The organism is Flavobacterium cryoconiti (assembly GCF_048158645.1).
GTDB classification, from domain to species: Bacteria; Bacteroidota; Bacteroidia; order Flavobacteriales; family Flavobacteriaceae; genus Flavobacterium; species Flavobacterium cryoconiti.
Window position 1 is genome coordinate 177363 of the sequence record NZ_JBLNKW010000003.1, and the last position, 15244, is coordinate 192606.

At 34.4% G+C, this 15244-nt stretch carries 13 protein-coding genes; all 13 read left to right on the top strand.

Going from position 1 to position 15244, the window contains the following annotated elements; all coding sequences use genetic code 11:
* Positions 1-24 precede the first annotated feature (24 nt).
* The 13 genes from purL to ACM55H_RS05960 all read left to right on the top strand — a co-directional run bounded on the left by purL (position 25) and on the right by ACM55H_RS05960 (position 15193).
* Positions 25-3678, top strand: coding sequence for a phosphoribosylformylglycinamidine synthase (gene purL, locus ACM55H_RS05900; protein WP_416835628.1), 3654 nt, complete (start codon positions 25-27; stop codon positions 3676-3678).
* Between the two features lie 235 nt (positions 3679-3913).
* The gene (locus tag ACM55H_RS05905; RefSeq protein ID WP_416835629.1) at positions 3914-4510 is read left to right on the top strand and encodes a hypothetical protein; all 597 of its coding nucleotides are present in this window, start codon (positions 3914-3916) and stop codon (positions 4508-4510) included.
* Positions 4511-4663: 153 nt separating this feature from the next.
* Complete coding sequence (locus tag ACM55H_RS05910; RefSeq protein WP_416835630.1) at positions 4664-5101, top strand: hypothetical protein; 438 nt, start codon at positions 4664-4666, stop codon at positions 5099-5101.
* 165 nt (positions 5102-5266) lie between these two features.
* Positions 5267-5560: a type II toxin-antitoxin system HigB family toxin gene (locus ACM55H_RS05915; RefSeq protein WP_416835631.1), complete on the top strand. Its 294-nt coding sequence runs from the start codon at positions 5267-5269 to the stop codon at positions 5558-5560.
* A gap of 5 nt (positions 5561-5565) precedes the next feature.
* A complete protein-coding gene (locus ACM55H_RS05920; RefSeq protein WP_416835632.1) occupies positions 5566-5922 on the top strand; it encodes a helix-turn-helix domain-containing protein in 357 nt (118 codons plus the stop codon).
* A 346-nt stretch (positions 5923-6268) separates the two neighbouring features.
* A complete protein-coding gene (locus tag ACM55H_RS05925; RefSeq protein ID WP_416835633.1) occupies positions 6269-7030 on the top strand; it encodes a LuxR C-terminal-related transcriptional regulator in 762 nt (253 codons plus the stop codon).
* Positions 7031-7568: 538 nt separating this feature from the next.
* Positions 7569-8048, top strand: coding sequence for a GNAT family N-acetyltransferase (locus tag ACM55H_RS05930; RefSeq protein ID WP_416835634.1), 480 nt, complete (start codon positions 7569-7571; stop codon positions 8046-8048).
* Between the two features lie 135 nt (positions 8049-8183).
* A complete protein-coding gene (locus ACM55H_RS05935; RefSeq protein ID WP_416835635.1) occupies positions 8184-10469 on the top strand; it encodes a GH92 family glycosyl hydrolase in 2286 nt (761 codons plus the stop codon).
* 32 nt (positions 10470-10501) lie between these two features.
* Positions 10502-10915 (top strand): hypothetical protein, encoded by a 414-nt coding sequence (locus tag ACM55H_RS05940; RefSeq protein WP_416835636.1) that lies wholly within the window; start codon positions 10502-10504, stop codon positions 10913-10915.
* Between the two features lie 184 nt (positions 10916-11099).
* Entirely contained in the window at positions 11100-12875 is a 1776-nt protein-coding gene (locus ACM55H_RS05945; RefSeq protein ID WP_416835637.1) for an AMP-dependent synthetase/ligase, read from the top strand.
* Between the two features lie 24 nt (positions 12876-12899).
* The gene (locus ACM55H_RS05950; protein ID WP_416835638.1) at positions 12900-13952 is read left to right on the top strand and encodes a proline iminopeptidase-family hydrolase; all 1053 of its coding nucleotides are present in this window, start codon (positions 12900-12902) and stop codon (positions 13950-13952) included.
* A 200-nt stretch (positions 13953-14152) separates the two neighbouring features.
* Positions 14153-14542, top strand: coding sequence for a hypothetical protein (locus ACM55H_RS05955; protein WP_416835639.1), 390 nt, complete (start codon positions 14153-14155; stop codon positions 14540-14542).
* A gap of 138 nt (positions 14543-14680) precedes the next feature.
* Complete coding sequence (locus ACM55H_RS05960; RefSeq protein WP_416835640.1) at positions 14681-15193, top strand: MarR family winged helix-turn-helix transcriptional regulator; 513 nt, start codon at positions 14681-14683, stop codon at positions 15191-15193.
* The last annotated feature ends 51 nt before the right edge of the window (positions 15194-15244 follow it).

A 15244-nucleotide genomic window follows, 5' to 3' on the forward strand; every position in this document is an offset into this window, starting at 1 on the left:
CGCAATACAACAAACTAAAAAACAATGATCCATTTCTTTGAAAACCAAAGCAAAACTGTTTTTGCAGTACAAACGCAAAACGAAATTTCAGCTCAAGACATTTCAAAACTCAACTGGCTTTTTGCCAACTCCTATAAAATAGAAAAATCCGTGTTGACGGATTTTTTTGTTGGTCCTCGCGCCACTATGATAACGCCTTGGAGTACCAATGCGGTGGAAATCACCCAAAACATGGGAATTTCCGGAATCATCCGAATTGAAGAATTTCAAAAAGCAACAGCTAATTTTTCTGATTTCGACCCGATGCTTTCGCAAAAATACGCCGAATTAAATCAAGATATTTTCACTATCAACGTACTTCCGGAAGCTATTTTGGATATCGATGATATTACAGCTTACAACCAAAAAGAAGGATTGTCTTTAAGTCCTGAAGAAGTGGAATATTTGGATAATCTAGCGATTAAATTAGGACGAAAACTAACGGATTCTGAGATTTTTGGTTTCTCACAAGCCAATTCGGAACACTGTCGCCATAAGATTTTCAACGGAAAATTTATAATTGACGGGGAAGAAAAAGAATCTTCTTTATTCAAATTAATCAAGAAAACATCTCAGGAAAACCCGAACGATATTGTTTCGGCTTACAAAGATAATGTTGCTTTTGTAAAAGGGCCGCGTGTACAACAATTTGCTCCAAAAAGTGCTGATAAACCTGATTTTTATGAAGTAAAAGAATTTGATTCGGTTATTTCATTAAAAGCAGAAACGCACAATTTCCCAACAACGGTAGAGCCTTTCAACGGAGCTGCAACTGGTTCTGGTGGAGAAATTCGGGATCGTTTAGCAGGTGGACAAGGTTCGTTGCCAATGGCAGGAACGGCAGTTTACATGACTTCATACTCTCGTTTAGAAGAAAACAGACCGTGGGAAAACGGCATGACCGAAAGAAAATGGCTGTATCAAACACCAATGGATATTTTGATAAAAGCGTCAAACGGAGCTTCTGATTTTGGAAATAAATTTGGACAACCGTTAATTACAGGTTCTATCCTGACTTTCGAACACGAAGAAGACGCTCGCAAACTAGGTTTCGACAAAGTGATTATGCAGGCGGGTGGAATTGGTTACGGAAAATTAGATCAAGCCATTAAGAAAAAACCACAAACAGGGGATAAAATTGTTATCCTTGGTGGAGAAAATTATAGAATTGGAATGGGTGGAGCTGCAGTTTCTTCTGCAGATACCGGAGCTTTCAGTTCAGGAATTGAATTGAACGCCATCCAACGTTCGAACCCTGAAATGCAAAAACGTGCTGCCAATGCCATTCGTGGTTTGGTAGAAAGTGATATCAATCCAATTGTCTCTATTCACGATCACGGAGCTGGTGGACATTTAAACTGTCTTTCGGAATTAGTGGAAGATACCGGTGGATTAATTGATTTAGACAAATTGCCTGTGGGAGATCCTACCCTTTCGGCAAAAGAAATAATCGGTAACGAATCTCAGGAAAGAATGGGATTGGTTATTGGTAAGGAAAACATTGATTTATTGCAAAAAATTGCTGACCGCGAACGTTCACCAATGTATCAAGTTGGAGATGTAACCGGAGATCACCGTTTTACTTTCGAATCAAAATCAACTGGTGCTAAACCAATGGATTTTGCCTTGGAAGACTTTTTTGGAAGTTCTCCAAAAGTGGTGATGACGGACAAAACTATCGAAAGAAACTATACTGATTTAGTTTACGACAAGAAAAACATTTCCACCTATTTAGAGCAAGTACTTCAACTGGAAGCGGTTGCTTGTAAAGACTGGTTGACAAATAAAGTAGACCGTTGTGTGGGTGGAAAAGTTGCCAAACAACAATGTGCGGGTCCATTGCAATTGCCATTGAATAATTGTGGTGTGATGGCTTTGGATTATCAAGGAATAGAAGGAATTGCAACTTCAATTGGTCACTCGCCTGTTGCAGCATTGATAGATCCTGTTGCGGGAAGTAGAACTGCTATTGCAGAGGCATTGTCTAACATTGTTTGGGCGCCAATAAAAGATGGTTTGGCTGGACTTTCATTGTCAGCAAACTGGATGTGGGCTTGTAAAAACGAAGGAGAAGATGCGCGTTTGTACGCCGCTGTACAAGGTTGTTCGGATTTTGCAATCGAATTGGGAATCAATATTCCAACAGGGAAAGATTCACTTTCCATGAAACAAAAATATCCAAATGAAGAAGTAATCGCACCGGGAACGGTAATTATTTCGGCAGGTGGAAATTGTACTGACATTAGAAAAGTAGTAGAGCCTGTTTTACAAAGAGACGGCGGTTCTATTTATTATATCAATTTATCGCAAGATGATTTCAAATTAGGTGGTTCTTCGTTTGCACAAACATTGAACACTATTGGAAATGAAGTACCAACGATTAAAGACGCTGCCTTTTTCAAAAGAGCGTTCAATACCATTCAAGAATTAATTTTAGAGAATAATATCCTTGCTGGACACGACATTGGAAGTGGTGGTTTAATCACAACCTTATTAGAAATGTGTTTTGCCGATGTGAATTTGGGAGCTAAAATAGACTTCTCGGTTTTCGAAGAAAAAGACATTATCAAATATCTTTTTGCTGAAAATATCGGAATTGTTTTCCAAGCAAAATCAGATGCTGAAGTGGAATCTAAATTAAGCGCCAATAACGTTTCTTTCTATAAATTAGGAACAGCTACAAATGAAGCGACTTTAGATTTTGGTCCTTGTAAATTAGATATTGCTAAATACAGAGATGTTTGGTTTAAAACGTCTTTCTTATTAGACCAAAAACAATCTAAAAACGGAACCGCTCAAGCGCGTTTTGATAATTACAAAAACCAAGCGTTACACTATACTTTCCCTGCACATTTCACAGGAAAAAAACCAGTTATCGACAATTCTAAACCAAAACCAAAAGCAGCGATTATCCGTGAAAAAGGAAGTAACTCCGAGCGTGAAATGGCAAATGCGATGTACTTAGCCGGTTTTGATGTAAAAGACGTTCACATGACCGATTTAATTTCAGGTCGTGAGACTTTGGAAGATATTCAGTTCATTGGAGCTGTTGGTGGATTCTCTAATTCAGATGTTTTAGGTTCTGCGAAAGGTTGGGCCGGAGCATTTTTATACAATGAAAAAGCAAAAACAGCTTTAGACAATTTCTTCAAAAGAGAAGATACGTTATCTGTTGGAATCTGTAATGGTTGTCAATTATTTATGGAATTGGAAGTAATTAATCCGGAGCATGAAGTACACGGAAAAATGCTGCACAACGAAAGTAACAAACACGAAAGTATTTTTACATCAGTAACCGTACAGGAAAACAATTCAGTGATGCTTTCTTCATTAGCAGGAAGTACACTTGGAGTTTGGGTTTCGCATGGAGAAGGAAAATTCAATTTACCAATGAGTGAAGAAAATTATAATATTGTTTCTAAATATGCCTATGAAGGCTATCCTGCTAATCCAAACGGTTCTCATTTTGACGTTGCGATGCTTTGCGACAAAACAGGACGTCACTTGGTTATGATGCCACACATTGAGCGTTCTACGTTCCAGTGGAACTGGGCACATTATCCAAAAGATAGAGACGATGAAGTTTCGCCTTGGCATGAAGCTTTTGTCAATGCCAGAAAATGGATGGATAAAAAATAATTATATTTTATAGATTTTAAAAAAAGCGTTCCTTTTCAGGAACGCTTTTTTTATGGTAACTAATTTAAAATCCCTTAAGAAATTTGTAAGAAAATAATTAAAGTGTATATTTGAAAGTAATACGCTACGCAGTAGCGCTTATCCACCCAAAATGAGATGTATATGCGCTATTTAGTAGCGCCTATACATCTCATTTTGGGCAAGCTTAAGGGAAACCAAAAAACGACAAACAGTTATGAAAACAATTCTTTTGATTATAGTTGCTTCTTTTTTACCAATAGTAACAAACAGTCAAGAAAAGACAGATGAATTGTTTATTAATTGGAATAAAGAAACGGTTAGTTCACTAAAATCAATAAAAGAAACTTTAACAGAACAGAACTATGCGAAAAATCGCCTTGAAGCAAGATTTGCATATTGGGAAATTAAGGATGAAAGTCAACTTAACAGAAATTCAATTAGATATACTTTTCTGAAAATATTGAATAAAAAAATCGACAGTAAAGATTTAGTAATAATTGAAGCAGACAATTCTGGAGAATATTATCGTATTCAAAACTTTGTTGTCTATTTAAATGCTAACAATAAATTAGATTTAGATATTTATCGTTATGACCGAAATGAAGGTTGGAAACTGGAAAAAATTATTACAAATTATGATGGAAAAATTAATTCTATTCTTGAAAATAAGGGAAAATATTTTATAAATCGTGACGACATAATAGTTTCGCATTTTGAACTCGGGAAAATTGTCTCGTCTGAATATTTCCTTTTTGAAACTTTAAAAAACAATGAAGTAAAAAAAATTATATCAATAGAACAGAACAAGTAAAGCCTGCCCATAACAGCTACTACAACGGATTTGGGCAATAGGCATAATGGAAAGTTGGTTTTGTATTTGGGATGATTTGGCAAATCCGAAAATGGGGATTAATTTAGTCCCAAACCCGCTGTAGTACCAGAACATTAGCACTCATTACTCGACATGACACAAGAAGAATTTCATAAATTTTACGAAGACGAATCTAAAAGAGTATTTAACGAGTTGAATGAACTGACAGAAGACGATCTTTTGAAAATTATTGTAGACAAGAACGAAAACAAGTTTAAAATTTGGGACGGACACGACAATTATCAAATTTGGCGTGTGTTTCAAATTAAAGGGACAGTGAAGTCTATAAAACCGCTATTTGAAATTGTAAGTAATTTAAAAAATGAATATTTAATACGATATCATGCGTGTGAAGCATTATTTAAAATTGCAAATCTGACAGACGACAATTTTAAAGGAGAAGTTCAATATGGACGCAATGTAAAACGCAAGACTGTGAACCAGCAAAACGCAATTAATAAACTTGGTGAAATTCTAAATTTAGAAGTTTACAAAAATATAACAGAGAAAAAACCTTGGTGGAAACTTTGATAAATAAATATACAACGAGTGCTAACAGCTACTACAACGGATTTGGGCAATTGGCTTAATGGAAAGTTAGTTTTGTATTTGGGATGATTTAGCAAATGTGAAAAAAACATTAAACAATTTCCCGTTTTGGGAACTTTTGTTATCTTTGTAAAAAATTAGAAAAGCTTGAGAGTAATTGCAAAAAAAATATTGAGAGATTTTTGGGAATTCCATGCTGATTGTGAACAACAATTAAAGGCTTGGTTTCAAGAGGCGAGTAAAGCTGAATGGAAAAATCCAAATGAGATAAAGCAAGAATATCCAAGCGCAAGTATTTTGAATGATAATCGAGTTGTTTTCAATATAAAAGGCAACAACTATAGATTGATCGTCAAAATAAATTATGATTATCAAATGATTTGGATTCGATTCATCGGAACACATTCAGAGTATGACAAAATTAACGCTAACGAAATTTAATAGCTATGGAAATTAAACCTATAAAAACAGTGAAAGATTATAATCAAGCACTTGAAAGACTTGAAATGATTTTTGACGCAAAAAATGGCACATCAGAAGGAGATGAACTTGAAGTGCTTGGAATTTTAATTGACCAATACGAAAATGAGCACTTCCCTATTGGTCTGCCGGACCCAATTGAAGCGATTAAATTCAGAATGGAACAGATGGGCTATAATCAAAATGATTTGGCAAACATTGTAGGTCTAAAAAGCCGTGCAAGCGAAATTCTAAATCGAAAAAGAAAGCTATCTCTTGAAATGATTAGAAAATTACACAAAGTTCTACATATTCCAACTGATGTTCTAATTCAAACTTATTAATAATCACGACTGCTAACAGCTACTACAACGGATTTGGGCAATTGGCTTAATGGGAAGTTGGTTTTGTATTTGGGATGATTTGGCAAATCCGAATAATGGGTTTAATTTAGACCCGACCGCGCTGATATACCAAAATCGTTAGCGCATTCTATGATAAAAAATAATTTTTGATTTACTATATAGAAAGCGTTCATAAAAGAAGCGCTTTTTTTGATTTAATCGCATAACAAAAAAAACACTTCATTAATAATTATGAATATCTTAATACCAAATTGTTTTTTCACTAAATTCACTATATAAATATGCTGCTTTTTAACAACATATGAATCTTTAAATCAACAAATTTATGGAGCCAGAAATAAATAAACTGAAAACAGTTTGGGAAGTTACGGAACAAAAAGCGGCTCAAAGTACATTGATCTCTCAATTAAGTTTTGATGAAATTATAAGTTCTTTAATCAGTGTGGGACCATTTTACTTTTATATAATAGATTTTTATGACATGTCCTTATCCAATGTCAGTCCGTCCATAGCTGAGATTCATGGATTTGATCCAGAAACAGTAACTTTTGATGATATCTTAAACACAATTCATCCTGATGATATGGAGTTTGTTGCAAAAGCTGAAGCCACTTATATTGAATTCCTTCAGAATAAATTAGGAATAGAAAAAGTTCTCAATTACAAAGCAAATTATTCCTTTAGAAGTCGAATGAAAAATGGGGAATATTGTCTGTTAAATCACCAATCTATAATACTTACAATAGATGATGCGGGTCGTTTTGGAAAATCCCTTAATATCCATACCAATATAGACCATCTCACCAAAACGAATAACAATATGATTTCACTTATAGGATTAAATAACGAACCTTCTTATACTAATATTGGTGTTGTTCTTGATCTTAAAGACATAATATCGTTTTCAAAAAGGGAAATTGAAATTATAAAACTTATTTCCGAAGGGTACCCAAACAAAAAAATTGCCACTTTTCTGGTTATTAGTGAAAATACGGTAAAAACTCACCGAAAAAACATCTATCAAAAATCAGGTTCAAAAAATTCAATAGAATTAGTCCGTAAATGTCTGTTACAAGGTTTGATTTAAACCAAAGGAAAAACACCACGACCGCGCTCATATACCAAAATCGTTAGCGCATTCTATGATAAAAAATAATTTTTTGATACAGAAAGCGTTCCCGAAAAGGAGCGCTTTTTTTATGACCTCGGTTTGAAAGTTCCTATTAACTTTATACAGCTAAAAATTCTGTTTAATACTATCCTTTTATACTACTAATCAATGGGTATCAAACTCGTGTACCATTTCGTTGGTCATAGACGGAAGGTTGGGAAACCCCTATGTACTTGATGCCATTGTGCCAACCTATCAAATTAGTAACAATACTATTAAACAGAATTTATACATTCAAAAAAACACAATATAACCAGTATCTTTTAAAAAACTGCCCTACAAAAATGGCAGCACAACGATTGCGTATTCTACTGTAAATTTACAACTTAGCTGCATAAAAAACTATAACTTTGGGCTTTAATCAATACCACAAAATGATATTGATAAACAAAACTGGAATAATCTGATTCTGGTTAGTGTACAAAATTAATGTCTGCAATTTAATTTTAAATCGATGTCTAAAAGCAATTTTGAACGAATGTTACAACTGGCTGACGAAGTTTTTGCTGTCAAAAATGATCTCAACCAGCTTGATGTAAATCAGGAAATATTAGAAAGGCTGAAAAAGATTCATCCTGCGACAGTTTCAGAATACGATGATGGTAATGGTCCGGTGGCTTGGATTTTACTAATCCCTACCACACTGGATTTGATGAATCAATTTCTCGACAATAAAATTTCGGAAAAACAACTCTTTGACCAGACGCCATTAGACACCAAATATGAAGCACTGTACCTCTGCTCCGCTCTGGTTTTAGAAGAATATCGAAGAAAAGGAATCGCAAAGCAACTGACATTACAGGCAATTGAAAACATACGCAAAGACCATCCTTTGAAAGCCCTGTTTGTTTGGACATTTAGCAAAGAAGGTGATTTGGGCGCAGAGGCCCTGTCCCGTTACACTTCATTACCATTATACAAACGTTCAAAATAATTTATAACAGGACACTCCGTTGCGTCCTTTTTTATGGATTATTATTTGCTCAAAAAACTATGATTAACTAGATTTACATCTAATCTTGATATTTACCCAAGCTACTGTTTCTTTTTAAAGTTTTAAACTCTTTTAATGAAAAAAATATTCCTATTTGCGCTACTGTTCAGTTTCTATTTTAGTAATGCCCAACAAAATTTAGTTCAATACGTAAAACCAATTATAGGTACCGAAAAAATGGGACACACTTATCCAGGTGCGACAGTTCCTTTTGGGGCAGTACAACTGAGTCCGGAAACAGATACTATTTCATATGAACTTAATGGGAAATACAATGGGGAAGTCTACAAGTATTGTGCTGGTTACAAATATGAAGATAAGACTATTGTAGGTTTTAGCCATACTCATTTAAGCGGAACTGGACATTCAGATCTTGGGGATTTTCTAATTATGCCCACACAAGGAAAGTTACAATTAAATCCGGGAACAGCTTCTAATCCAAAAAATGGATATCGCTCAGCCTTTTCTCATGCTAACGAAAAAGCCGAAGCCGGTTATTATAAAGTTAAACTGGATGATGATGGCATTTTAGCGGAAATGACTGCTACAACTCGGGTTGGCATGCATCAATATACCTTTCCAAAGTCTGACGAAAGTCATATCATTTTAGATTTAATGGCAGGAATTTATAATTACGATGAAAAAGATGTTTGGACCTATGTAAGAGTTATTAATGATACGTTGATTACAGGTTATAGACAAACAAATGGCTGGGCAAGAACCCGAACGGTTTACTTTGCTATGTCATTTTCGAAACCTTTTACACAATATGGTCAAAAAAATTATGATGGAAAGCAGCCGTATAGAGGATTTTGGGGCAAGTTCGACCAAAACAAAAACTTTCCCGAAATAGCAGGAAAAAAAATACGAATGTATTTTGATTTTAAAACAGAAGAAGCCGAAAAAATAAAAATAAAATTCTCTTTATCCTCTGTTAGTCAAGAAAATGCCTTGCAAAATATGCAGGCCGAAATTAAAGATTGGGATTTCGAAAAAGTAAAAAATCAAGCACAGGCAATTTGGAACAAAGAATTGAATAAAATCGCAATCACTGCTTCAGAAGATACCAAAGTGAATTTTTACACCGCCATGTATCATACTTTTATAAATCCCACTACTTATACTGATGTAAACGGGCAATATAAAGGGCTGGATCAAGGAATACATCAAGCAGACGGCTTTACCAATTACAGTACTTTTTCACTTTGGGATACCTATCGTGCCTTACATCCTTTTTTCAATATAATTCAGCCATCACGTAATAATGATATGGTAAAATCCATGATGGCACATTACAATCAAAGCGCTTTGCACATGTTACCCATTTGGTCTCATTATTCCAATGACAATTGGTGTATGAGCGGTTATCATAGTGTTTCCGTTATTGCTGATGCGATTATAAAAGGAATTTACAATGGAGATGAAAATCAAGCTTTAGAAGCCTGCATCACTACTGCAAACCACCGCAATTATGAAGGTATTGGCAGTTATATCGATTTGGGTTATATTCCAGCCGAAAAAAGTGGCGTTTCCGTTTCAAATACGTTAGAATACGCTTATGACGATTGGTGTATTGCAAAAATAGCCAAGAAACTAAACCGAACAGATGTATACAATGAATTTATAAAACGTTCCGGAAATTGGAAAAATAATTTTGATAAAACAACTGGTTTTATGCGACCAAAATTAGCCGATGGAACCTTCAAAAAAGAGTTTGATGCTTTAAGCACAAACGGACAAGGTTTTATAGAAGGTAATAGTTGGAACTACAGCTTTTTTGTACCACAAGACCCAACTCAATTAGTGTCTCAAATGGGAGGAAAAAAAACCTTTACATCCCGTTTAGACACCTTATTTTCCATGCATTTACCCGATTCCTTTTTTGCAGAAACAGAAGATATAACCCGAGAAGGGATTATTGGCGGATACGTTCATGGCAATGAACCCGCGCATCACGTCGCTTATTTATACAATTGGACTGACCAGCCATGGAAAACCCAATCTCAAGTACGTAAAATTTTGAATATGCAATACAAACCTACACCCGATGGTTTAGGCGGTAATGATGATTGCGGACAAATGAGTGCTTGGTACATTTTCTCTTCGTTAGGATTTTATCCGGTAGCTCCTGGAGCTGATGAATACAGTTTAGGATCTCCAATAATAAATAATGCAATTTTAACCTTGGAAAACGGAAAGACCTTTACTGTAGAAGCAATCAACCAAAGTGATAAAAATATTTATGTTCAAAAAGTGCTGTTGAACGGGAAACCTTTAAACAGTTTATTTATCAAACATAGTGATATTACCACTGGTTCAAAAATGACTTTTTATATGGGACCAAAACCAAAACAGAAATAATTCTAATTGTTCAAAAATCAAAACCACCCAAAATGAAAAAATTAGATAACGTATTTATTATCGCATTAATCGTATTGTTTACATCCATCCAAGCACAGAATGTCGAAAAAATCACTTCCAAAGACGGAATCCATTACATCACCAAAAACATTGATTATCCTATAACGGGAACCTATCTTTCTGAAGGTGGAACGGAACCCATAGTACAATTAAATCCAGATGGAACCGGTATATTTCAGTTGGATGATTTATCAAAAATAACTATGGTTTGGGGAATGGAGTGTTTTGAAGACGGTACTCCAAAATACCAAAAGGGATTTAATTATGCCGTATACTCACTTTGGTATAAAAACAAAGAAGAATGGATAAACGCTCATTTTTCAATCCATTTTGAAAAAAAGAAAATGTTCATCTTAGGGGAAAGAAGCAAAGACTATATTGAGTAATCTATACATTAGTAAATTTATAAATAAAGTACATTTTAGCTTAAAATCAACGGCTTAATCTCGATTTAAAGAAAACGATTTCGTTAAATAAAATAATTCTGGTTTAATTTCCATTTAATTTTTTGAAAAATAATAATTATCATTAATTTTTAATTAATTTGCGATAAAATTCAACCTCAGAATAATGACTTCTATAACCAGACTTTTTGATTTTCCCTATTATCAGCAAGATAAATACACTTCAATTCCAGATGCTTTAACAACAAAGCAAAATGGGGTTTGGATAAAAACTTCTACTCAAGAATATATTGCTAAAGCCAATGCTGTATCAAGAGCATTACTGAAATTAGGCATTCAAAAAGACGATAAAATTGCTATCATCTCTTCTAATAATAGAACAGAATGGAATATTATGGATATTGGCGTGTTGCAAACTGGCGCACAAACAGTCCCTATTTATCCTACTATTTCTGAAGATGATTACGAATATATCTTAAATCATTCTGGTGCTATTTATTGTTTTGTGTCAGATGCAGAAGTGTTTCGGAAAGTAAATTTGATTAAAGATAAAGTACCAACGCTTAAAGAAGTCTATTCATTCAACGAAATTGAAGGTTGTAAAAACTGGAATGAATTGCTAATTCTTGGCGATGACAAAAGCAACCAAAATGAAGTTGAAATTCGTAAAAACAACGTAAAAACCGAAGATTTAGCGACCATTATTTATACTTCCGGGACAACAGGAAAACCAAAAGGAGTTATGCTTTCGCACAAAAATATTGTCTCAAATGTTTTGGACAGTGCTTCCAGAATTCCTTTTGAAGCTGGAAAAAGCCGTGCCTTAAGTTTCCTTCCTATTTGTCATATTTTTGAAAGAATGATTTTGTATTTATACCAATATTATGGTGTTTCAATCTATTTTGGAGAATCAATAGATAAAATTAGTGACAATCTCAAAGAAGTAAGACCTACAGTTATTACAGCTGTTCCCAGACTTCTTGAAAAAGTGTATGATAAAATATACGCCAAAGGAACGGAGTTAACCGGCATTAAAAAGAAACTATTCTTTTGGGCAATTGATTTAGGGTTAATCTACGAACCTTATGGAAAAAATGGTTTGTGGTACGAATTACAACTCAAAATTGCACGTAAATTAATTTTCAGTAAATGGAAAGAAGGTTTGGGAGGAAATCTGGATTTAATGGTTTCTGGAAGTGCCGCTTTACAACCTAGATTAGCCAGAGTTTTTGCTGCTGCAGAAATCCCAGTAATGGAAGGCTATGGTTTAACCGAAACCTCTCCTGTAATCTCCGTTAACGACATGAGAAATCACGGTTTCAAAGTAGGAACTGTGGGTAAAGTAATAAATAATGTAGAAGTACTAATTGCTGAAGACGGTGAAATCCTTTGCAAAGGACCTAACGTAATGATGGGGTATTACAAAGATGAAAAACTAACCAGCGAAGTAATTACAAACGGGTATTTTCATACTGGTGACATTGGAATATTTGATGAAGATGGATTCTTGAAAATTACCGATCGTAAAAAAGAAATGTTCAAAACATCAGGTGGAAAATATATTGCCCCACAATTAATCGAAAACACGATGAAACAATCGCGCTTCATTGAACAAATAATGGTGATTGGTGACGGACAAAAAATGCCGGCAGCAATCATTCAACCAAGTTTTGATTTTATTAAGGAATGGGCCGTTATTCATGGAATTGATGTTGGAAAAAGCAATGATGAGATTATCTCGAACGAAAAAGTAATCGAACGAATTCAAGCCGAGATTGATACCTTAAATGAAAAATTTGGAAATTGGGAGAAAATAAAACGTTTTGAATTGACCCCAGATATTTGGTCCATTGAAGGCGGACAATTGACCCCTACCCTAAAACTGAAACGAAAAATAGTGATGGAAAAATACATTGATTTATTCCATAAAATCTACGGTTAGTATTTCATAAAACCCATACAAAACATGAAACTAAAAGCTCTAATTTGTTCTGTTATAAGTGTGTTCTTTTTTTCTAATTGCCAAGAAAAACCGAAGGAAGATTCCATAAAAGCAAATTATTTAGATTTCTCGAAACGGGACGACCAAGGTACTGCCGGCATCAAAATGATTCCGATAAAAACGCCAAAAGGGACTTTCAAAGTCTGGACAAAAACCGTTGGTAATAATCCCAAAATAAAAGTGCTGCTGCTTCACGGCGGCCCTGGATTGACACATGAATTGTATGAATGTTTTGATGGGTATTTTCCTAACGAAAGCATCGAATATATTTATTACGATCAATTGGGTTCGTATTACAGCGACCAGCCCAAAGACAATAGTTTATGGACCAATGAACGTTTTGTTGAGGAAGTCGAGCAAGTGCGCATCGCATTAGGCTTAGACAGTTCTAATTTTTACCTGATGGGACAATCTTGGGGCGGAATCCTGGCAATGGAATACGCGTTGAAATATCAAAAGAACCTCAAAGGCTTGATTATATCCAATATGATGGCGAGCGCTAAGGAATATAATGCCTACGCAAAAGACGTTCTCGCGCCACAGATGGACCCGAAAATCCTAAAACAATTGCAGGATATAGAAAAGAACAATGATTTTGATAATCCAAAATACAGCGAATTACTATTCAAATATTACTATACGGAACATATTTTAAGAAAACCGCTGGACCAATGGCCGGAATCCATCAACAGATGTTTCAAACACATCAATCCAGATGTGTATGTGTTTATGCAAGGTCACAGTGAATTTGGTATCACTGGAAATGCCACCTTGAAAAATTGGGATGTCAAAGCCAGACTTAAAACGCTTACAGTTCCTACCTTGAGTATTGGTTCTAAATACGACACAATGGATCCGGAACACATGAAATGGATTGCCCACGAAGTTCAAAACGGACGCTTCTTGTTTTGTCCTAACGGAAGCCACCTTTCGCAATACGATGATCCTAAAAACTATTTCACAGGCGTGATCAAGTTTTTGAAAGATGTGGATAATGGTACTTTTAAAAAATCTTAAAAATTTTCTTCAATAATAACTCTAACTCCTCAATAGCTGAGGAGTTTTTTTTGAAAAATATTAAAATAGAAATATATAAAAACGATTATATTCTTTCTTATTACTACTAAATCCATGTATTCAATTGTTATTTAACACTTTACCTGTTATTTTGTTATTTTTTAATACCTTTATTGTATTAACCCATAAAACCAAACATTATGAATGTGAAAAACTTTTTAGTTTCAGGTATTGTAGGTGGCGTAATCAACTTTTTTTTAGGATGGATACTCTACGGAATCATATTTAAAGACGCATTTCCTTCTAATGGAAATGAAAACATGCTATTCATATTTTTAGGTTGCCTTACTTTTGGATTATTTACAGCCTATATTTTTACTAAATGGGCAGGTATTTCAAATTGGATAACTGGTTTTGGTGCCGGTGCCATAATTGGATTATTTATGGCATTATATATGGATTTTTTTGCCAATGCAATGAAACCAACAGCTGATATTAATTTCCAGATTATGGCATTAGATATTGTAATCACTATAATAATGTCCGCCTTTACCGGAGCAGTTATCGCACTGGTGAATGGGAAATTATAACAAATGAAAATTCTTACTAAAAAACTCTTCATTTCATGGGGAGTTTTTTAGTTTTGACAAAAATTTAAAAAAATAATTTAATTTATTATGCATGCATAGTATTTTTTATTATATTTGAAAACGATATAGTTAGAGATTATGAAAGATAAAACGATAGATTATATATTAAGAGCAACCTGGCAAGCGGTTTCTAGAATGTACAATGAAGAAGCATCTAAATACGGTGCAACTATGGCAACGGGTTTTGCTCTACTGAGTATGGATAAGGAAAAAGGCACACCTTCTACCGCCTTAGGCCCAAAAATGGGTATGGAAGCGACAAGTCTTACCAGAACCTTAAAATCAATGGAAGATAAAGGCTTAATTATCAGGAAGAAAAATCCTTATGATGGCCGTGGCGTTTTGATTTACCTGACTGATTTTGGTAAAGAGAAAAGGGAATTGTCAAAAAATACTGTTTTGAAATTCAATGAAACAGTGAGAAATCACATTTCTGAGGAGAAACTGCAACATTTTATTGAAGTGGCAGAAACTATCAATGAGTTAATTCAAGATAAAAATATATTTAATCATACGAGCGTCAGCGAACTGACGGAGCAAACTGAAAAACCAGAAAATGACATCGCCAAGATTCAAAAAAACAATCAATAATTAAAAATGGCGATACCATATTCCTATAAAAAACAAACATAAACTACGTAT